Below are 23115 nucleotides of genomic sequence, written 5' to 3' on the forward strand. Positions count from 1 at the left end.
GTTTGAGCCAGCCTTCGCGTGGCCTATGGCGACGGCGTGATGTTGCTGCCATGCTCGTCTCCGCGGCGGGACGATCATCGCTTCGGCCCCCTCGCGCTCAGCTCACCAGCGCATCTTCCTCGGAGAGCATCGCCGACGCTGTCCCTTCCGAGGGCCGCTCCACTGATCCAGGCGCCCGAAGCGCGGTCGAGTCCGTTTCGGATATCACCGGGCCGCCGGGCTGCCCGCGTGCTCCACGCCCCGGCCGCCCGCGCGGCGGGGCCGCACCATCGGGACTGCTACGGAAACACCCCGCCTTCCTTCATTCCCCGGCTCACGAGGTGTCGCTGCGATGCGCTTTCCCCTGGATTCGGACGCCGGTGGTGTCGCCGTCATCGGCATGGCGGGCCGGTTGCCGAAAGCCCCGGATCCGGAGGCGTTCTGGCGACTGCTGTGCGACGGGACCGACGCGATCACCGCGCCGCCCCCGGGCCGGCAGGTGGTGCGGCACGGCGGCTACCTGGACCGGGTGGACGGCTTCGACGCGGCGTTCTTCGGGATCTCCCCCCGCGAGGCCGCCGGCATGGACCCGCAGCAGCGGCTCGTGCTCGAACTCGCCTGGGAGGCCCTGGAGGACGCCCGGATCGTGCCGGGCACGCTGACGGGCGGCCCGACGGGGGTGTTCGTCGGCGCGATGTGGGAGGACTACACCACGCTGGCCCACCCGGGCCCCGTCACGCCGCACACCCTCACCGGCACCAGCCGGGGGGCCATCGCCAACCGCGTCTCGCACTTCCTCGGGGTGCGCGGACCGAGCATGACGGTCGACACGGCCCAGTCGTCGGCGCTGGTCGCGGTGCACCTGGCGGTCGAGAGCCTGCGCCGCGGCGAGTCGGCGCTCGCCCTGGCCGGCGGGGTGAACCTCAACCTGACCGCCGCCCGCGAGGAGGGGGCGGCGGAGTTCGGCGGCCTGTCCCCGGACGACCGCTGCTTCACCTTCGACGCCCGGGCCAACGGCTTCGTCCGCGGCGAGGGCGGCGCCCTCCTCGTGCTGAAACCGCTGGACCGGGCCCTGGCCGACGGGGACCGCGTCTACGGCGTCATCCGGGGCAGCGCGGTCAACAACGACGGCGCCACGCGGAGCCTGACCGTGCCCAGTGCGCAGGCCCAGGAACAGGTCATCCGCGAGGCACTGGCCCGCGCCGGGGTGCGTCCCGCCGACGTGCAGTACGTGGAGCTGCACGGCACCGGCACCGCCGTCGGCGACCCCGTCGAGGCCGCCGCCCTCGCGGCGGCCTACCGGGGCCCGGCCCGGTCCGGCGACGCCGACGGCGCCCTGCGGGTCGGGTCCGCCAAGACCAACGTCGGCCACCTGGAAGGTGCCGCGGGCATCGTCGGCCTGCTCAAGGCCGTCCTCAGCGTGCACCACCGCGCACTGCCGCCGAGCCTCCACCACGAAACCCCCCACCCCGGCATCCCGCTCGACGCACTGGCGCTGCGGGTCCAGACCGCGCTGACCCCCTGGCCGCGGCCGGACGCGCCCCTGCTCGCCGGCGTGTCCTCGTTCGGCATGGGCGGCACCAACGCGCACGTGATCGTCGAGCAGGCGCCCGGGCCGGCCGCCCCGCCGGTCCGGCGGCCCGCCCCCGGGGCCGGGCCCGCGCCGTGGATCGTCACGGCCCGGACCGCACAGGCGCTGCGCGCGCAGATCGGGCGCCTGCGCGCACACGTGCGCAGCCACCCGGACCTGACCGCCGCCGAGGTCGCGCACGCGCTGGCCACCACCCGGACCCGCTTCGCGCACCGCGCGGTCCTGCTCGGCTCCGCCCAGCTCGCCGCCGGCCGGGCCGGCACCCCGGGCCGCACCGTCTTCGTCTTCCCCGGCCAGGGCGCGCAGTGGGTCGGCATGGGCCGGGAGCTGTACGACGCGTACCCCGTCTTCCGGGCCGCCATGGACGAGTGCGCCCGGGCCCTGGCCCCGTACACCGACTGGACCCTGGCCGAGGTCCTGGACGGCGCCCCGCTCAACCGCGTGGACGTCGTGCAGCCCGCCCTGTTCGCGGTGATGGTGTCCCTGGCGGCCCTGTGGCGCTCCTTCGGCGTCGAGCCCGACGCGGTGGTCGGGCACTCGCAGGGCGAGATCGCCGCGGCCCACGTCGCGGGCGCGCTGTCGCTGTCCGACGCGGCCCGGACCGTGGCCCTGCGCAGCCGCGCGCTGGTCGCGCTGACCGGCCGGGGCGGCATGGTGTCCGTGGCCCTGCCCGCCGAGCGGGCCGAGGACTACGTGTCGCGCTGGGGCGGCGCGCTGACGGTCGCCGTGGTCAACGCCCCCGGCTCGGTCGTGGTGTCCGGCGACACGCAGGCCCTGGCCGAACTGGTCGAGTCCTGCGCGGCGGACGGCGTCCGCGCCCGCGCGGTCCCGGTGGACTACGCCTCCCACTCCGCGCACGTCGAGGCGGTCCGCGGGCAGCTGCGCACCGCACTGGACGGGGTGCGGCCGCGGCGGGGCACCGTCCCGTACTACTCCGCGGTCACCGGCGGCCTCCTCGACGACACCACGGTGCTCGACGCCGACTACTGGTACCGCAACCTGCGCGAGCCGGTCCGCTTCGACCTGGCCGCCGCGGCCCTGCTGGCGGACGGGCACGACGTCATGGTCGAGGTCAGCCCGCACCCGGTGCTGCTGCCCGCCCTCGAACAGCTCCTGGACCAGGCCCGCGAGCGGACCGGCGCGCCCGGCGTCGCCACCGGCACGCTCGGCCGCGACCGGGGCGGGCCGGACGCCTTCCTGACCGCGCTGTCCCGGCTGTTCGTGGTTGGCGTGCCCGTCGACTGGTCCCCGGCCGTCGCCGGAGCCGCGCCGGCCGACCTGCCCACGTACGCCTTCCAGCGCCGTCCGTACTGGCTGCCCGAAGCGGCGGCCGGGCAGAGCGGCCGGACCCCGGCCGACCCGGGGGCGCGAACGGCGGACACCGCCGCGCCCGGCCCGGACCCGGACCACCCCGAACCGGGCAACGCGGCCGACACGGGCGACACGGGCGACACGGCCGCCGTGGTCACCGCGCAGATCGCGCTCGTACTGGGCCACGAGGACCCCGCGGACATCGATCCCGCGCTCACCTTCAAGGACCTCGGCTTCGACTCGATCACCGGGCTCGAACTGCGCAACCGCCTGGCCGCCGCCCTGGACCGGCCCCTCCCCTCCGGCCTCGTCTTCGACCACCCGACGCCCGCGGAGCTGATCGACTGGCTGCGCACCGGCCCCGGCGACCGGTCGGCCCCCGTCGCGCCGGCCGCCCACGACGACGACCCGGTCGTCATCGTGGGCATGGGCTGCCGCTTCCCCGGCGGGGTGGCCTCGCCGGACGACCTGTGGCGGCTCGTCGCGGCATGCGGGGACGCGATCGGCGGCTTCCCGGACGACCGCGGCTGGGACCTGGGCGCCCTGTACGACCCCGAACTGCGCGGCGCGGGCACCACGTACGTCGACCGGGGCGGGTTCCTGGAGACCGCGCCCGGCTTCGACGCCCCGTTCTTCGGCATCTCGCCCCGCGAGGCGCTCGCCATGGACCCGCAGCAGCGGCTCGTGCTGGAGACGGCCTGGGAGACCTTCGAGCACGCCGGGATCGACCCGACCTCGCTGCGCGGCAGCCACACCGGCGTGTTCACCGGCCTCTGGTCGTCCGGCTACGCGACCGGACCGGGCCTGCCGGAGGACCTGGAGGGCTACCTGCTCACCGGCGTCGCGACCAGCGTCACGTCCGGCCGGGTCGCCTACCACCTCGGGCTGCGCGGCCCGGCGCTATCCGTGGACACCGCCTGCTCCTCGTCCCTGGTCGCCCTGCACCTGGCCGCCCAGTCCCTGCGTACGGGCGAGTGCTCGCTGGCGCTCGCCGGCGGTGTCACGGTCATGGCGACACCGCTGGGCTTCACCGAGTTCTCCCGCCAGCACGGCCTCGCGCCGGACGGCCGCAGCAAGCCCTTCGCCGCCGCGGCCGACGGCACCAGCTGGGCCGAGGGTGCGGGTCTGGTGCTGCTGGAGCGGTTGTCGGACGCCCGCCGCAACGGTCACCGGGTGTTGGCGGTGGTGCGGGGTTCGGCGGTCAACCAGGACGGGGCGTCGAACGGGTTGACGGCGCCGAACGGTCCGTCGCAGGAGCGGGTGATCCGGCAGGCGCTCGCCAGTGCCGGGTTGCAGCCGTCCGAGGTGGATGCGGTGGAGGCGCACGGCACCGGGACCACGCTCGGTGATCCGATCGAGGCGCAGGCGTTGCTGGCGACGTACGGCCGGGGGCGGGACGAGCCGCTGTGGTTGGGGTCGGTGAAGTCGAACATCGGGCACACGCAGGCGGCGGCGGGCGTCGCCGGTGTGATCAAGATGGTGATGGCGATGCGGCACGGGCAACTGCCGCCGACGCTGCACGTGGACGCGCCCACTCCGCACGTCGACTGGTCCTCCGACGGCCTCCGGCTGCTGACCGAGACCCGGCCGTGGCCCGACCACGGCCGCCCCCGCCGCGCGGGCGTCTCGGCGTTCGGCATCAGCGGCACCAACGCCCACCTGATCATCGAGCAGCCCTCCGACCCGGACCCCGGCCGCCTCCCCGAGCCCGCCGACCGGGCCGCCCCCACCGTCTGGCTGCTGTCCGCGAAGACCGACGCCGCGCTGCGCGCCCAGGCCGAGCGGCTGCACGCGTACGCGACCGCCCACCCCGACGTCCCGGCCGCCGCGATCAGCCGCGCCCTGGCCGCCCGCACCCGGTTCGAGCACCGGGCCGCGGTGGTCGGCGCCGACCGGGACGACCTGCTGTCCGGCCTGGCCGCGCTCCCGCCGGGGCAGCCCATCCGTACCGGCGGGACGGTGTTCGCCTTCCCCGGCCAGGGCGCGCAGTGGGTGGGGATGGGCCGTGACCTGTACGAGCAGTCCGAGGTCTTCCGCGCGCGCATCGACGCCTGCGCCGCCGCCCTGGCCCCGTACACGGACTGGTCGCTGGTCGACGAACTGCGCCACGGCTCGTGGGAGCGGGTGGATGTGGTGCAGCCCGCGCTGTTCGCGGTGATGGTGGCGCTGGCGGAGTTGTGGCGGTCGCACGGCGTGCGGCCGGATGCCGTAGTGGGGCATTCGCAGGGGGAGATCGCGGCGGCGTACGTGGCCGGTGCGCTGTCGTTGGAGGACGCCGCGAAGGTGGTGGCGCTGCGCAGCAGGGCGCTGGTCGCACTGGCCGGACACGGCGGCATGGTGTCGGTCGGTCTCGGAGCCGACCGGGCGGGCGAGTTCGTGTCGCGCTGGGGCGGTCGGCTGACGGTGGCGGTGGTCAACTCGGCGGACAGCGTGGTGGTGTCGGGTGAGCTGGACGCGCTGGAGGAGCTGCTGACGGCCTGTGAGGCCGACGGCGTCCGCGCCCGTCGTCTGCCCGTCGACTACGCCGCCCACTCCGCGCAGGTCGAGGCGGTCCGCGAGCAACTCCTCACCGAGCTGGCCGACATCACGCCGCGTCAGGCAGCCGTCCCGTTCTACTCCACGGTCACCGGCGAGCCGGTCGACACCGCCGCCCTCGACGCCGCCTACTGGTACCGCAACCTCCGCGAACCCGTCCGCTTCGACCTCGCCGTCGCCCGGCTCACCGCCGACGGCCACTCCGTCTTCGTCGAGGTCAGCCCGCACCCCGTCCTGGTGCCGGTGCTGGACGGCACCGCCACCGGCACCCTGCGCCGCGACCACGGCGGCCTCACCGAGTTCCTCGCCGCGGCGGGACGCCTCCACGCCGCCGGAACCGACGTCGACTGGACACCGGTCCTGCCCCGCACCGCACCCCGGGCAGACCTGCCCACGTACGCCTTCCAGCGCGAGCCCTACTGGGTGACCGCGACTCCGCCGGTGCCCCGTGACGACTGGCGGTACGAGGTGGCATGGGCACCCGCGAGCGGTGCCGCGCTCCCGGTGGAACCGGTGGACCCGGGCCGCTGGCTCGTCCTGGCCGCGCCCGGGCACCCGTGGGCCGAGGCCCTACGCGAACGCGGCTTCCCGGTGGCCGACAGCTGGGACGCGACCGTCACCGCCGACGCCCGGCCGGACGGCGTGCTGTCGCTGCTGGCGCTGGACGAGGAGCCGCACCCCGACCACCCGGTGCTCCCGGCGGGCCTGGTCCGCACCCTCGACCTGGTCCGCACCCTCGACCCGGCGCGCGGCCCGGACCCGGCGAGGACGCCGGCCGCCCCGCTCTGGTGCGCGACCAGCGGCGCCGTGAGCACCTCGGGCACCGACCCGGTCACCCACCCGGCCCAGGCCCTGGCGTGGGGCACCGGCGCGTCCGCGGCGCTGGAGTTCCCGCACCACTGGGGCGGCCTGGTCGACCTCCCCGCCGTGCCCGACCAGGAGAGCGTGGACGCGCTGCTCGTCGTGCTCGCCGGCACGGGCGAGGACCAGGTGGCGATCCGCGGCACCCGGCGCCTCGCCAAGCGGCTGCGCCGCAAGGCCCCGTCGGGCCCGGCCGCCCGGTCCTGGCGACCGCGGGGCACGGTGCTGGTCACCGGCGGCACCGGCGCGCTCGGCGGACACGTGGCCCGCCGCCTCGCCCGGCAGGGAGCGGAGCACATCGTGCTGGCCGCCCGCCGCGGCCCCGACGCACCCGGCGCGGCCGGACTGCGCGACGAACTGGAAGCCGCCGGGGCCCGGGTGACCGTGGCGGCCTGCGACGTCGCCGACCGGGACGCCCTGCGGGACCTCGTCGAGCGCGTCGGCGACATCCGCGCGGTCTTCCACACCGCCGGCGTGATCAGGGCGACCAGGCTGGCCGACACGACACCGGCGGAGTTCGCCGAGGTCGTCACGGCCAAGGTCGCCGGGGCGGCGAACCTCGCGGAACTCCTCCCGGACCTCGACGCCCTCGTCCTGTTCTCCTCCACCGCGGGCGTGTGGGGCGACGGCCACGGCGCGGCCTACGCCGCCGGCAACGCCTTCCTCGACGCGCTGGCCGCCCAGCACCGCGCCCGGGGCCGCGCCACGACCTCCGTCGCCTGGGGCATCTGGGCCGAGGGCGGCATGGCGGCCCTGGAGCCCGTGCAGCGCCAGCGCACCCTGCTCGGGCTCGGCGAACTGGACCCGGGCCGGGCACTCGACGCGCTCCAGGACGTCCTCGACCACGACGAGGCCCTCGCGGTCGTCACCGAGGCCGACTGGGCGCAGTTCGCCCGCGCCTACACCCACGCCCGGCCGAGCCGGCTGCTGCGGGACCTGCCCGAGGCCCACGGCCGACCTCAGCACCCCCGACCCGCGCCCCCCGCCGCCGGCACCGACCTGCTGGAGCTGATCACCACCCACGTCGCCGCGGTGCTGGGACACGCCGCCCCCGAACGGCTCGACCCCCGACGGGCGTTCCGGGAACTGGGCTTCGACTCACTGACCGCGGTGGAACTGCGCAACCGCCTGGCCGCCGCGCTCGGGGTGAAACTGCCCGCCACCCTCGTCTTCGACCACCCCACCCCGGCCCGGCTGGCCGCCCACCTGTCCGGCGACCGGGACGTACCGCAGCCCCCGCCCCTAGCCCCGGCCCCGGCCGCGACGGACGAGCCGATCGCGGTCATCGGCATGGGCTGCCGCTACCCCGGCGGCGTCGGCACCCCCGAGGACCTGTGGCGGCTGGTCGCGGACGGCGTGGACGCGGTCGGCGACTTCCCGGCCGACCGGGGATGGGACACCGACCGTCTCTACGACCCGACGGGAAACCGCCCCCGCACGTCGAGCACGTCCCGGGGCGGCTTCCTCGACGCCGCCGGCGACTTCGACGCGGCGTTCTTCGGGATCTCGCCGCGTGAGGCGCTCGCCATGGACCCGCAGCAGCGCATCCTGCTGGAGACCGCGTGGGAGACCATCGAGCACGCCGGCATCGACCCGACCGCACTGGAGGGCACCCCCACCGGCGTGTTCACCGGCCTGTGGTCCACCGGCTACGCCGCCGGACCGGTCCCCGACGACCTGGAGGGCTACCAGGTCACCGGCACCGCGTCGAGCGTGGGGTCCGGCCGACTGGCGTACCAGCTGGGCCTGCTCGGCCCGGCCCTCTCCCTGGACACCGGCTGCTCGTCGTCCCTGGTGGCCCTGCACCTGGCCGTCCAGGCGCTCCGCTCGGGGGAGTGCTCCTTCGCCCTGGCCGGCGGCGTCACCGTCAACGCGACGCCCACGCTGTTCACCGAGATGTCCCGGCAGGGGGCGAGCGCGCCCGACGGCCGCAGCAAGCCCTTCGCCGCCGCGGCCGACGGGGCGGGCTGGGCCGAGGGCGCCGGCCTGCTGCTGCTGGAACGCCTGTCGGACGCCCGCCGCAACGGCCACGAGGTGCTGGCGGTCGTCCGGGGCTCCGCCACCAACCAGGACGGGGCGTCCAACGGCCTGACCGCGCCGAACGGTCCGTCGCAGGAGCGGGTGATCCGGCAGGCGCTCGCCAACGCCGGGTTGTCGGGGTCGGACGTGGACGTAGTGGAGGCGCACGGCACCGGGACGACGCTGGGTGATCCGATCGAGGCGCAGGCGCTGCTGGCGACCTACGGTCAGGACCGTTCCGAGCCGCTGTGGTTGGGGTCGGTGAAGTCGAACATCGGTCACACGCAGGCGGCGGCGGGCGTCGCGGGTGTGATCAAGATGGTGATGGCGATGCGGCACGGGCAGCTGCCGCCGACGCTGCACGTGGACGCGCCCACTCCGCACGTCGACTGGTCCTCCGACGGCGTCCGGCTGCTGACCGAGGCCCGGCCGTGGCCGGAGACCGGGCGTCCCCGCCGCGCGGGCGTCTCGGCGTTCGGCATCAGCGGCACCAACGCGCACGTGGTGATCGAGGCACCGGCCGAGACCGCCGCCACGGCCACCCCCGCCGCCGTCGTGCCGGTGCCGTGGGTGCTGTCGGCGAAGTCGGACGCGGCGCTGCGCGAACAGGCGCGCCGGCTGGGCGAGTTCACCGCCGCGCATCCCGAGGTGAGTGCGGCGGCGGTCGGGGGTGCGCTGGCTGCCCGGACGGTGTTCGAGCACCGGGCCGTGGTGGATGGTGCGGAGGCGCTGGCGGCGCTGGCGGAGGGTCGGTCGGTGCCGGGTCTGCTGACCGGGGTCGTCCGTCCACTGGGTCGGTCGGTGTTCGTGTTTCCGGGGCAGGGTGCGCAGTGGGTGGGGATGGGGGCGGAGTTGTACGGCTCGGAGCCGGTATTCCGGGCGGCGATCGATGCGTGTGCCGTTGCTCTGGAGCCGTTCACGGACTGGTCGTTGGTGGAGGTGCTGGTCGGTGGTGGGTCGTTGGAGCGGGTGGATGTGGTGCAGCCCGTGCTGTTCGCGGTGATGGTGGGACTGGCGGAGTTGTGGCGGGCTCATGGTGTGGAGCCGGATGCGGTGGTGGGGCATTCGCAGGGGGAGATCGCGGCGGCGTACGTGGCGGGCGCGCTGTCGTTGGAGGACGCCGCGAAGGTGGTGGCGCTGCGCAGCCGGGTGCTGGTCGCCTTGGCCGGGCACGGCGGCATGGTGTCCCTCGCGCTGTCCGTCGAACAGGCCGCCGACTACCTGGCCCGTTGGGGCGAGCGGCTGACCACCGCCGTGGTGAACGGGGCCTCGACCGTCGTGGTGTCCGGCGGCCTCGACGCGCTGGACGAGCTGCTGACGGCCTGCGAGGCCGACGGTGTCCGCGCCCGCCGTCTCCCCGTCGACTACGCGGCGCACTCCGCGCAGGTCGAGGCGGTCCGCAATCAACTCCTTACCGAGCTGGCCGACATCACACCCCACCCGGCAGCCGTCCCGTTCCACTCCACCGTCACCGGCGAGCAGATCGACGCCGCCGCCCTCGACGCCGCCTACTGGTACCGCAACCTCCGCGAACCGGTCCGCTTCGACCTGGCCGTCGCCCGGCTCACCGCCGACGGCCACGAGGTGTTCGTCGAGGTCAGCCCGCACCCCGTCCTGGTGCCGGTGCTGGACGGCGCCGCCACCGGCACCCTGCGCCGCGACCACGGTACCGTCGGGGAGTTCCACACCGCCCTGGCCCGCCTCCACGTCCATGGCGTCGCCGTGACCTGGCCGCACGACCGCCCGCACGGCGTCCGGCTGCCGCGCTACGCCTTCCAGCGCCGCACCTACTGGCTGACCCCCGCGGCCGGCGACCACGGCACCGGGCACCCGCTGGCGGGCACCACGGTCGAGCTGCCCGACGGGACCACCGTGCACAGCGGCCGCGTCTCCACCCGCACCCACCCCTGGCTGGCCGACCACGCCGTCGACGACACGGTCCTGCTGCCGGGCACCGCCTTCCTCGAACTCGCCACCCTGACCGGCGGGACCCTGGACGACCTCGTCCTGCACCTGCCCCTCGCGCTGTCGGACGCGTCCACGGACCTCCAGGTCTCGGTCGGCGTCCCGGACGACGCCGGCCGCCGCCCGGTCACCGTGCACTCCAAGGGCGGCGACGGCTGGGTCCGCCACGCGTCCGGGACCCTCGGCGGCCGGGTGGCGGCCGGTCGCCTCGACTGGCCGCCGAGGAACGCCGAACCCGTGGACCCCGAAGGGTTCTACGCCGCCCTCGCCGGACTCGGCTACCGGTACGGACCCGCGTTCCGTGGCGTGCGGGAGCTGTGGCAGGGCGAGGACGAACTGTACGCCGAGGTGTCCGTCCCCGACGGCGCCCGCTTCGGCCTCCACCCCGCCCTCCTGGACGCCGCGCTCCAGCCGCTGATCCTGCTCAGCCCCGACACCCGGGTCCGGCTGCCGTTCTCCTTCTCCGGCGTCGCCGTGCACACCACCGGTGCGTCGTCCGTCCGGGTCCACCTGGTCCGCACGGGCACCGACACCTACCGCGCGACACTGGCCGACCTGTCCGGCCGCCCGGTCGCGGACATCACCGCGCTGACCGTCCGTCCGGCCGCCGAGGCCCGGGCCGCGGTGCTGCACACCCGGTGGACGCCCCTCACCCCGGGCACGCCGACCGAGGTGGTGCCGAGCCCGGTGCTCACCGCGGGAGCCGACGCGGACTCCGTGCACGCCCTCGTCCAGCGGGCCCGCGCGCTCGTCCAGGACTTCCTGGCCGAGCAGCCGGAGCGGGCGGCCGCCCGCCTGGCCGTCCTGACCCGCGGCGTGGCCGGCGCGGCCGTGCGCGGCCTGGTCCGCAGCGCCGCCGCCGAGCACCCCGGCCGGTTCGTCCTGGTCGACGTCGGCGACGCGTCCGAGCAGGACGCGGTCCGGGCCGCCACGACGGCCGGCGACGAACCCGAACTGGCCCTGCGCCCGGAAGGCGTCCTCGTACCGCGGCAGGCCAGGTACGTGCCGGAACCGGCCGCCCCCGACGGCGCGTACCGGCTGAGCGAGCCCGGCACCGGGCGACTGGACGACCTGGCCCTGCTGCCCTGGCAGGAGGCCGCGCTGGAACCCGGGCAGGTACGGGTCGCGGTGCGCGCGGCCGGCCTGAACTTCCGCGACGTGCTGATCGCCCTCGGCATGTACCCGGACCGGCCCCCGCTGGGCGGCGAAGCGGCCGGCACCGTCGTCGAGGTCGGCCCCGGCGTCACGGCCTGGCGGCCCGGCGACCGCGTCACGGGCATGATGCCCGGCGCCTTCGGGCCGCGCGCGGTCGCCGACCACCGGCTCCTGACGGCGGTCCCCGACGGCTGGAGCTTCACCACGGCGGCGTCGGTGCCCGTCGCATTCACCACCGCCTGGTACGGGCTGTTCGACCTCGGCGAACTGCGCCCCGGCGACCGGGTCCTGGTCCACTCCGGCGCGGGCGGCGTGGGCATGGCCGCCGTCCAACTGGCCCTGCACAGCGGCGCGGAGGTCTTCGCCACCGCGAGCCCCGCCAAGTGGGACGCCCTGCGGCGCCTCGGACTGGCGGACGACCACATCGGTTCGTCCCGCGACACCCGGTTCGCCGACCGGTTCCCGGCCGTGGACGTCGTCCTCAACTCGCTCGCGGGGGAGCTCACCGACGCCTCCCTCCGGCTGCTCGCGCCCGGCGGACGGTTCGTCGAACTGGGCAAGACGGACGTCCGCTCGCCCGAGGACCTGATCTACCGGGCCTTCGACCTCAACGACGTCGACCCCGCGCGGCGCGGCGACATCCTCTCCAGGGTCGTGGCGATGCTCGCCGACGGGATGCTGGAGCCGCTGCCGGTCACCGCCGCGGACCTCCGCCAGGCCGCCGACTCCTTCCGGCTGATGAGTTTGGCCCGGCACACCGGCAAGATCGTCCTCACCGTGCCCCGGCCGATCGACCCCGACGGCACCGTACTGATCACCGGCGGCACCGGCACCCTCGGCCAGGCCGTCGCCCGGCACCTGGCGTCCCGCCACGGGGTGCGGCACCTGCTGCTCGTCAGCCGCCGCGGCGGCGCGGTGCCGCAGCTGGAGCAGCTGGAGGACGTCGACGTGCGGGTGGCGGCCTGCGACGTCGCCGACCGGGACGCGCTGGCGGCCGTCCTGGACACGATCCCGGCCGCGCACCCGCTCACCGCCGTCGTCCACGCGGCCGGCGTGCTCGACGACACCGTCGTGGCACGGCTGACCCCGGAGCAGCTCGACCGGGTGCTGCGCCCCAAGGTCGACGGTGCCTGGCACCTGCACGAGCTGACCCGCGCGCACGACCCCGCCGCCTTCGTGCTGTTCTCCGCAGCCGCGGGTGTGCTCGGCAACGCCGGCCAGGCCGGCTACGCCGCCGCGAACTCCTACCTCGACGCGTTCGCCGCCCACCGGCAGGCCCTCGGACTGCCCGCCGTGTCGATGGCCTGGGGCCACTGGGAGCAGGAGAGCGGCATGACCGCCCACCTCACCGCGGTCGACCGCCGACGCCTCGCCCGCAAGGGCGTCCGCCCCCTCGGCACCGAACGCGCCCTGGCCATGTTCGACACCGCACTGGCCGCCGGACGCCCCGCGCTGACCACGGCCGACCTCTCGATGCCGCAGGCCCTGCCGACGCCCAAGGCCCCCGCGTCGGACCTGCTGTCCCTGGTGACCGCCCACACCGCCACCGTCCTCGGCCACTCCGACACCGCCGCGATCACCCCCGGACTCGCCTTCCGCGACCTCGGCTTCGACTCCCTCACCTCCGTCGAACTGCGCAACCGCCTCGCCGGAGCCACCGGCCTGCGGCTGCCCGCGACCCTCGTCTTCGACCACCCCACCCCCGCCGACCTCGCCGACCACCTCGCGGCCGAACTCTCCGGTGCGCCCAAGGGCGTTGAGCCGGTGGCGTCGGTGGCGTCGGTGGCGTCGGCGGCGTCGGCGGGTGGTGGGGCCGATCCGGTGGTGATCGTGGGGATGGGGTGTCGGCTGCCGGGCGGGGTGGGGTCGCCGGAGGAGTTGTGGGAGCTGGTCGCGGGCGGGGTGGACGCGATCGGGGGGTTCCCGTCGGACCGCGGATGGGACATCGGCCGCCTCTACGATCCGGCCGGCGGTCCGGGGACGTCGTACACGCGGTCGGGCGGTTTCCTCGCGGACGCGGCGGGCTTCGACGCGGAGTTCTTCGGGATCTCGCCGCGTGAGGCGTTGGCTATGGACCCGCAGCAGCGGGTGCTGCTGGAGACGGCGTGGGAGACGTTCGAGGACGCGGGCATCGACCCGACGTCGCTGCGCGGCACCCAGACGGGTGTGTTCACCGGCATCTGGTCCTCCGGCTACGTCGGCAGCCCCGACCAGGCGCCGCCCGACACCGAGGGCTACCTCGCCACCGGCATCTCGCCGAGCATCACCTCCGGCCGGGTCTCCTACCTGCTGGGCCTCCAGGGCCAGGCCATCTCCATCGACTCCGCCTGTTCCTCGTCCCTGATGGCGATCCACCTCGCCGCGCAGGCACTGCGCTCGGGCGAGTGCTCGCTGGCCCTGGCCGGCGGGGTGACCGTGAGCGTGACACCCCTTCAGTTCACGGAGTTCTCCCGCCAGTGCGCGCTGGCTCCCGACGGTCGGTGCAAGCCCTTCTCGTCGACGGCCGACGGGACGGCGTGGGGCGAGGGTTCGGGTCTGGTGCTGCTGGAGCGGTTGTCGGACGCCCGTCGCAACGGGCACCGGGTGCTGGCGGTGGTGCGGGGTTCGGCGGTCAACCAGGACGGCGCGTCCAACGGCCTGACCGCGCCCAACGGCCTCTCCCAGGAGCGGGTGATCCGGCAGGCGCTCGCCAACGCCGGGTTGTCGGGGTCGGAGGTGGACGTGGTGGAGGCGCACGGCACGGGAACGACGCTGGGTGACCCGATCGAGGCGCAGGCGCTGTTGGCGACGTACGGTCAGGACCGGGACGAGCCGCTGTGGTTGGGGTCGGTGAAGTCCAACATCGGCCACACCCAGGCCGCGGCCGGGGTGGCAGGTGTGATCAAGATGGTGATGGCGATGCGGCACGCCGAACTGCCGCCGACGCTGCACGTCCAGGAGCCCACGCCGCACGTCGAGTGGGACACCGGTGACATCCGGCTGCTGACCGAGGCCCGGCCGTGGCCGGAGACCGGGCGTCCCCGCCGCGCGGGCGTCTCGGCCTTCGGGGCCAGCGGCACCAACGCCCACGTCGTCATCGAACAGTTCCCCGAGCAGACTCTCGAGCAGAACCCCGAAGAGCCCGACGCGGACGACTCCACGGAGCCCACCGTGTGGCTGCTCTCCGGCAAGACGGACGACGCCCTCCGCGCCCAGGCCCGACGGCTCGCGGACCACCTCACCGCCCACCCCGGCCTCCGACCGGCCGCGATCGGCCGGGCCCTCGCCACCACCCGCACCGCGCTCGCCCACCGGGCGGCCCTGACGGGCAGCACCCGGGCCGACCTCATGGCGGACCTGGCCGCCCTCGCCGACGGAGACCCCCGCATCGTCACGGGAGTCGCCGGTTCGGCGAGTCGGTCGGTGTTCGTGTTTCCGGGGCAGGGTGCGCAGTGGGTGGGGATGGGGGCGGAGTTGTACGGCGCGGAGCGGGTGTTCCGGGCGGCGATCGACGCGTGCGAGGCGGCGTTGGCGCCTTACGTCGACTGGTCGTTGGTGGAGGTGCTGACCGGTGGTGGCTCGTTGGATCGGGTGGATGTGGTGCAGCCGGCGCTGTTCGCGGTGATGGTGGCGCTGGCCGAACTGTGGCGGTCGCACGGTGTGGAGCCGGATGCGGTGGTGGGGCATTCGCAGGGGGAGATCGCGGCGGCGTACGTGGCGGGCGCGCTGTCGTTGGAGGACGCGGCGAAGGTGGTGGCGCTGCGCAGCCGGGCGCTGGTCGCGCTGGCCGGGCAGGGCGGCATGGTGTCGATAGGTCTCGGGCGCGAGGAGGCCGTCGAGTTGGTGGCCCGCTGGGGCGGTCGGTTGACGGTGGCGGTGGTCAATGCCCCTGGTTCGGTCGTCGTGTCGGGTGACCTGGACGCGCTGGACGACCTGCTGACGGTCTGTGAGGCCGACGGCGTCCGCGCCCGCCGCCTCCCCGTCGACTACGCCGCCCACTCCGCGCAGGTCGAGGCCGTCCGCGAGCAACTCCTTACCGAGCTGGCCGACATCACACCCCACCCGGCAGCCGTCCCGTTCCACTCCACGGTCACCGGCGAGCCGGTCGACGCCGCCGCCCTCGACGCCGCCTACTGGTACCGCAACCTCCGCGAACCCGTCCGCTTCGACCTCGCCGTCGAGGCCCTCACGCAGGACCGGCGCGGCGTGTTCGTGGAGGTCAGCCCGCACCCCGTCCTGGTGCCGGTGCTGGACGGCGCCGCCACCGGCACCCTGCGCCGCGGCGGCGGCGGCAGGCAGGAGTTCCACCTTGCCCTGGCGCGCCTGCACACGCACGGCGTGGCCGTCGACTGGACGCCGGTCTTCCCCGGTGAGCCCCACCACGTCCCGCTGCCGACGTACGCCTTCCAGCACCGGCCGTACTGGCTGAACCCCGCCGCCGGGAAGGCCGACGTGACGGCGGCGGGACTGGACCCGGCCGGGCACCCGCTGCTCGGGGCCGCCGTCGAACTGGCCGGGGAGCAGGGCGTCCTGTTCACGGGGCGGCTCTCGACGGCCACCCGGCCGTGGCTGGCCGACCACGTCGTCCTCGGCTCCGTGCTGCTGCCCGGCACCGTGTTCGTCGAACTCGCCCTGCACGCCGGACGGCAGGCCGGCTGCGACGTCCTGGACGAGCTGGTGCTGGCGGCCCCCATGGTCCTGCCGGAGGACGGTTCCGTGCCGATCCAGGTCGTCGTCGGCGCACCGGACGGGACGGGCCGACGCCCCGTCACCGTGCACTCCCGGACGGGCGACAGCTGGCTGCGGCACGCCACCGGCGTGCTGGCGCCCGCCGACCGTCCCCGCCCGTACGACACCGGCGAGCCCTGGCAGCCGGCCGGTGAGCCCGTCGACCTGACCGACTTCTACGACGACCTCGCCGCCCAGGGCTACGAGTACGGGCCGGTGTTCGCGGGCGTGCGCGAGATCCGGCGGCAGGGCGACGAGCTCTACGCCGAGGTGGCGCTGCCCGCCGACGCCCGCGACCGCTTCGGTCTCCACCCGGCGCTGCTCGACGCCGCGCTCCAGCCGCTGACCCTGCTGGCGGCCGGCCGCCTGCCGTTCTCCTTCGCCGGGGTGTCGATGCGCAAGGCCGGCTCCACGGCCCGGGTCCGCCTCACGCCCACCGGCCCCGACACCTTCCGGGTCGCGCTCGCCGACGAGTCCGGGCCGCTGGCTGTGATCGACGCGCTGACCGTGCGCCACCGGGCGCCGGGCCTGCCGGCCGCCGGGACCGACCAGCTCTTCCGCCTCGACTGGGTGCCCGTCGAGAGCACCGGCGAAGCCCCGGCCGTCCACCGCGTCACGCCCCCGGCGGGGGACCCCGTGGCGGCCGCGCACACGGTCGCCGCCGAGACGCTGGGCGTGCTCCAGGACTTCCTGCGCGACGGGGACGGCCGCCTGGCCGTGGTGACCCGGGGGGCGGCCGGGCCGGACCCGGTCGACCTGCCGTCCAGCGTCGTCTGGGGCCTGGTCCGCGCGGCCCAGGCCGAACACCCCGACCGGTTCGTGCTCGTCGACACCGACGACCGCGTCCTCGTCGCGGGGGACGAACCGCAGCTCGTCGTCCGCGACGGCGCCGTCCGTGCCGCCCGCCTGGTCCGGGCCGAGGCGGCCCCGGCACCCGGCCCGCTCGGCCCGCTCGACCCGAACGGCACCGTGCTGATCACCGGCGGCACCGGCACCCTGGGCCGTCTCGTCGCCCGGCACCTGCGCGAGCGGCACGGCATCCGGCACCTGCTCCTGCTCGGCCGGAGCGCGGCGGAGGTGGACGTCGACGCCGAGGTGGCGACCTGCGACGTCGCCGACCGGGACGCGCTGGCGGCCGTCCTGGACGCGATCCCGGCCGCACACCCGCTGACGGCGGTCGTGCACGCGGCCGGTGTGCTCGACGACGGCGTCGTCGAATCCCTCACACCCGCCCGGATCGACCGGGTGCTGCGGCCCAAGGCCGACGCCGCCTGGCACCTGCACGAGCTGACGAAGGACCTCGGCCTGAGCGCGTTCGTGCTCTTCTCGTCCGCCGCCGGCGTACTGGGCGGCCCGGGCCAGGCCAACTACTCCGCCGCGAACGCCTTCCTGGACGCCCTCGCCGTGCACCGGCGCGCCCTGGGCCTGCCCGGGGTGTCGCTGGCCTGGGGGCAGTGGGCCGAGGACAGCGGGCTGACCGGGAACCTCACCGACACCGACCGCAAGCGCCTCGCCCGCGCCGGGGTGCTGCCGATGCCCACGGACCGGGCGCTGGCCCTGTTCGACCTGGCGCTGGGGGCCGCCGAACCCGCGCTGGTCCCCGCCCGCCTCGACCTGTCGGCGGCGTCCACCCGCCCCCTGCTCAGCCGCCTCACCCGGACCCGGCCCGCCCGGCGCACGGACCGGCCGGGCCTGGGCCGGGACCTCGCGGCCCTGCCGGAGGCCGAGCAGCACAGCCGCGTCCTGGCCCTGGTCACCGGCCAGACGGCCGCCGTCCTCGGCCACACCGACACCTCGGCCGTCAGCGCCGACCGGGCCTTCAAGGACCTGGGCTTCGACTCGCTCACCGCAGTGGAGCTGCGCAACCGCCTCGCTGCGGCCGTCGGGGTGCGGCTGCCCGCGACGATGGTCTTCGACTACCCGACCCCCGACGCCCTGGCCGGCCACCTGCGGGGCCTCCTGCTCGGCACCCGGAGCCAGGCCCCCGCCGCGCCGGTGCCGGTCGGGGCCGTGGTGTCGGGTGATCCGGTGGTGGTGGTCGGGTTGGGGGCGCGGTATCCGGGTGGGGTGGGCTCGGCGCAGGAGTTGTGGGATCTGGTGGCGGGCGGGGCGGACGCGGTGGGTGAGTTCCCGTCGGACCGTGGGTGGCACGTGGGTCGGCTCTACGATCCGGCGGGCGGTCCGGGGAAGTCCTACACGCGCTGGGGCGGCTTCCTCGGCTCCGCCGGAGACTTCGACGCCGCGTTCTTCGGGATCTCGCCGCGTGAGGCGCTGGCGATGGACCCGCAGCAGCGGGTGCTGTTGGAGACGGTGTGGGAGACGTTCGAGGACGCGGGCATCGATCCGACGTCGCTGCGCGGCACCCAGACGGGCGTGTTCACCGGCATCTGGGCATCCGGCTACGGCGCCGGGGCACAGCCGCCCGACCTGGAGGGCTACCTCTCGACCGGCACGGCGACGAGCGTCACGTCCGGGCGGGTGTCGTACCTGCTGGGGCTGGAGGGTCCGGCGGTGTCGGTGGACACGGCGTGCTCGTCCTCGCTGGTGGCGATCCACCTGGCCGCGCAGGCGCTGCGGGCGGGGGAGTGCTCGCTGGCGCTGGCCGGCGGGGTGACGGTGATGGCGACGCCCGCGGGGTTCGTCGAGTTCTCCCGCCAGCGGGGGCTCGCGGCGGACGGCCGGGTGAAGGCGTTCGCCGAGGCGGCGGACGGGACGGCGTGGGCCGAGGGTGCGGGTGTCGTGCTGTTGGAGCGGCTGTCGGACGCCCGCCGCAACGGGCATCGGGTGCTGGCGGTGGTGCGGGGTTCGGCGGTCAACCAGGACGGGGCCTCCAACGGCCTGACCGCGCCGAACGGTCCGTCGCAGGAGCGGGTGATCCGGCAGGCGCTGGCGAACGCCGGACTCTCCCCGGCGGACGTGGACGCGGTGGAGGCGCACGGCACCGGCACGACCCTGGGTGATCCGATCGAGGCGCAGGCGCTGCTGGCGACGTACGGTCAGGACCGTTCCGAGCCGCTGTGGTTGGGTTCGGTGAAGTCGAACATCGGGCACACCCAGGCGGCGGCGGGCGTCGCGGGTGTGATCAAGATGGTGATGGCGATGCGGCACGGGCAGCTGCCGCCGACGCTGCACGTGGACGAGCCGAGTTCGCACGTCGACTGGTCGGCGGGCCGGGTCGCCCTGCTGACCGAGGCCCGGCCCTGGCCCGACCACGGCCGCCCCCGCCGCGCCGGCATCTCGGCGTTCGGCATCAGCGGCACCAACGCGCACGTGGTGATCGAGGCACCGGCCGAGACCGCCGCCACGGCCACCCCCGTAGCTACCGTGCCGGTGCCGTGGCTGCTGTCCGCCAAGTCGGACGCGGCGCTGCGCGAACAGGCCCGCAGGCTGCGCGGGTTCCTCGCCGAGCACCCCGAGGTCACACCGGCCGAGGTAGCCGCCGACCTGGCCGCGCGGGCCCGGTTCCCGCACCGGGCCGTGCTGGCGGACCCGGCTGGCCTGGACGCGCTGATCGACGGAGAGCCCGGAACCGTCACGGGCACCGCCGCCTCCCCTGGTCGGTCGGCGTTCGTGTTCTCCGGTCAGGGTGGTCAGTGGGCGGGGATGGGGCGGGGTCTGTACGGGGTGTTCCCGGTGTTCGCGCGGGTGTTGGACGAGGTGTGCGGGGTGTTGGGGTTGCCGGTGGAGGTGCTGTTCGAGGACGGGGAGGGGGTGTTGGGGCAGACGCGGTTCACGCAGGCCGGGGTGTTCGCGTTGGAGGTGGCGCTGTTCCGGCTGGTGGAGTGGTTGGGGGTTCGGCCGGATTTCGTGGTGGGGCATTCGGTGGGCGAGGTGGCGGCGGCCCACGTGGCGGGGGTTTTGGGGCTGGAGGACGCCTGTGCCCTGGTGGGGGCGCGGGGCCGGTTGATGCAGGGGCTGTCCGGTGGTGGGGCGATGGTGTCGGTGCGGGCGTCGGTTCAGGAGGTGGCGGGGTCGCTGGTGCCGGGTGTGGAGGTGGCGGCGGTCAACGGGCCGGATGCGGTGGTGGTGTCGGGTGACGAGGCGGCGGTGCTGGCGGTCGCCGAGGTGTGGCGGGGTCGTGGTCGTCGGGTGCGGCGGCTGGAGGTCAGTCACGCGTTCCATTCGGCGCGGATGGACCCGGTGCTGGACGAACTCGCCGAAGTTGCGCAGGGCCTGTCGTTCGGTGTGCCGGTGGTCCCGGTGGTCTCCACGGTGGCCGGGCATCCGGTGGACATGGGGGAGCCGGGCTACTGGGTGCGGCAGGTGCGGGAGCCGGTGCGGTTCGCGGACGCGATGGAGTGGCTGTCGGGCCAGGGCGTGACCGGTTTTGTGGAGGTGGGTCCGCATCCGTCGCTGGTGGCGAACGGGTTGATGCGCCGTCACGGTGACTCCGTGGAGCGGCTGTTCGCGGGTCTGGGGCGGTTGTGGGCGGACGGCGCGGTGGACTGGACCCCGCCGGTCGGTGAACCGGGTGCCCGGCTGCCCTCGTACGCCTTCCAGCACCAGCACTACTGGCTGCACCCCGGCGCCCCCGCGCCGACCGGTGACGGCCGGATCGACCACCCGCTGCTGCGGGATGCCATGGAACTCCCGGACGGCAACGGCGTGGTGCTGACCGGTCAGCTCGCGACCGCCGCGCAGCCGTGGCTCACCGAACACGTCATCGCGGGCTCGCCCCTGCTGCCCGGCGCGGCGTTCGTCGACCTCGCGCTCCGGGCCGGCGAGCACGTCGACTGCCCGGCGGTCGAGGACCTGACGCTGGAGACACCGCTGGTGGTCGCGGACGGCGTGCAGGTGTCCGTGACCGTCGGCCCCGACCGGGCGGGCCGGCGCAGCGTCTCGGTCCACTCGCGCACGGACGGCGCGTGGGTGCGGCACGCCACTGGAACCCTGGGCGCGGCGCCCGTCGCGCCCCGGGACTCCTGGGCCCGGCAGTGGCCGCCGCCCGCCGGGGTCGCCGTCGACCTCGACGCCTTCTACGACGACCTGGCCGACGCCGGATTCGCCTACGGCCCGGCCTTCCGGGGCCTGCGCGCGGCCTGGCGCGACGGCGACACCCTCTACGCGGAGGTGGCCGCCCCCGCCGGCGACACCCGGTTCGCCCTGCACCCCGCCCTGCTCGACGCCGCGATCCAGACCGTGACCGTCGCCGACGACCGGGCGAAGCTGCCGTTCGCCTTCGCCGGGATCTCCTGCCGGAGCGACGCCGAGCAGGCCAGGGTCTGGCTGACCGTGACCGGCGAGGACACCTGCGCGATCGCCCTCGCCGACCGGTCGGGCGCACCGGTCGCCGAGATCGCCGCGCTGACCCTGCGCCCGCCGGCCGCGGCCACCACGCGGGACGTGCCGTACCGGGTGGCGTGGCCGCTCCTGGAGGCGGCGACCGGCGAGCCGGACATCCCGGTCCACCACGCCACTTCGCCGGTCGAGACCCTGCGGGTGGTCCAGGACTTCCTCGCCACGGACACCCCGCGGATGGTGGTCGCCACGCGCAACGCCGTGCCGGTGCGGCCGGGCGAGGACGTCGACCCGCAGGCCGCCGCCGTCTGGGGCCTGGTCCGGTCGGCCGCCACCGAGCACCCCGGCCGGTTCGTGCTGGTCGACGCCGCCGACGGCGACCAGGTCCGACTGGCCGGCGACGAGCCCCAGCTCGCGATCCGCGGCGGCGCCGTCCACGTCCCCCGCCTCGAACGGGCCCGGACCGAACCGCTGCCCTCGCCGCTCGGCCCCGAGGGCACGGTGCTGGTCACCGGCGGCACCGGCACCCTGGGCGCCACGATCGCCCGCCACCTCGCCGCGGAGCACGGCGTGCGGCACCTGCTGCTGGTCAGCCGCCGCGGCCCGGCCGCCCCCGGCGCGGCCGCCCTGACCGCCGAGCTGGCGGCGCTGGGCGCGACCGCCGACGTCCTGGCGTGCGACGTGGCCGACCGCGCGGCGGTGGCGCGGCTGCTCGCCGACCACCCGGTCACCTCGGTGGTCCACGCCGCGGGCACGCTGGCCGACACCGTCGTGGAGTCCCTCACCCCGGAGCAGTTCGCGCGGGTGTGGGAGCCGAAGGCCCTGGCGGCCCGGCACCTGCACGAACTGACCGCCGACCTGGAGGCGTTCGTGCTGTTCTCGTCGGCGTCCGGCGTGCTGGGCGGCGCGGGCCAGGCGAACTACGCGGCGGCGAACGCCTACCTCGACGGCCTGGCCGCGCACCGGCACGCCCAGGGGCAGCCGGCCGTGTCGCTCGCCTGGGGCTACTGGGCGGAGGCCAGCGGCATGACCGGCGGCCTGACCGCCACCGACCGGCACCGCCTGGCCAGGGCCGGGGTACGGCCGCTGCCGACGGCGGACGCGCTGGCCCTGTTCGACGCCGCGCTGACCGCGGGCACCCCGACCCTCGCCCCCGTCAGGTTCGACCTGCCGGCGCTGCGCAGGGCCGGCGACCCGCCCGCGCTGCTGCGGGAGCTGGTGCGGCCCCGGCGCAGGCCGGCCGCCGAGCGGGTGTGGACCCCGGCCGACGTGCTGCACCTGGTCGTCGGCCAGGTCGCCCTCGTCCTCGGGCACGCGTCGCCGCAGGCGGTCAACCCCGACCAGGCGTTCGCCGACCTCGGGTTCGACTCGCTGACCGCCGTGGAACTGCGCAACCAGCTCGACACGGACACCGGCCTGCGCCTGCCCGCCACGCTCGTCTTCGACCACCCGACCCCGGCCCGCCTCGCCGCCTTCGTGCACGCGCGACTGCACGGCACCGGCGGCCCGGACCCCCTGCTCGCCGAACTCGACCGGCTCAAGTCCAGCCTGGACGCGGCAGCCGCCGACGCCGACCACGACACCGTCGCGGCCCGCCTCGAAGCACTGCTCGCGGCCTGGACCGCCAGGCGCACCGACTCCGCGGCCGGTGTCGACGAGGCCAGCGACGACGAACTGTTCAGCCTTCTGGACGATGCGCACCGCAGGACCGAGGTCATCCGCTCGGGCGAGTCCCGCCACGCTGAGGAGTAGCG

Annotated in this window: 1 protein-coding gene; it reads left to right on the forward strand. The window is 75.7% G+C overall.

The window, feature by feature from the left end; translation table 11 throughout:
* The first annotated feature begins 331 nt into the window (after positions 1–331).
* The gene (locus tag K353_RS35365; RefSeq protein WP_233533431.1) at positions 332–23113 is read left to right on the forward strand and encodes a type I polyketide synthase; all 22782 of its coding nucleotides are present in this window, start codon (positions 332–334) and stop codon (positions 23111–23113) included.
* Positions 23114–23115 lie beyond the last annotated feature (2 nt).

The sequence above is a fragment of the Kitasatospora sp. SolWspMP-SS2h genome, from assembly GCF_003259315.1.
GTDB lineage: Bacteria > Actinomycetota > Actinomycetes > Streptomycetales > Streptomycetaceae > Kitasatospora > Kitasatospora fiedleri.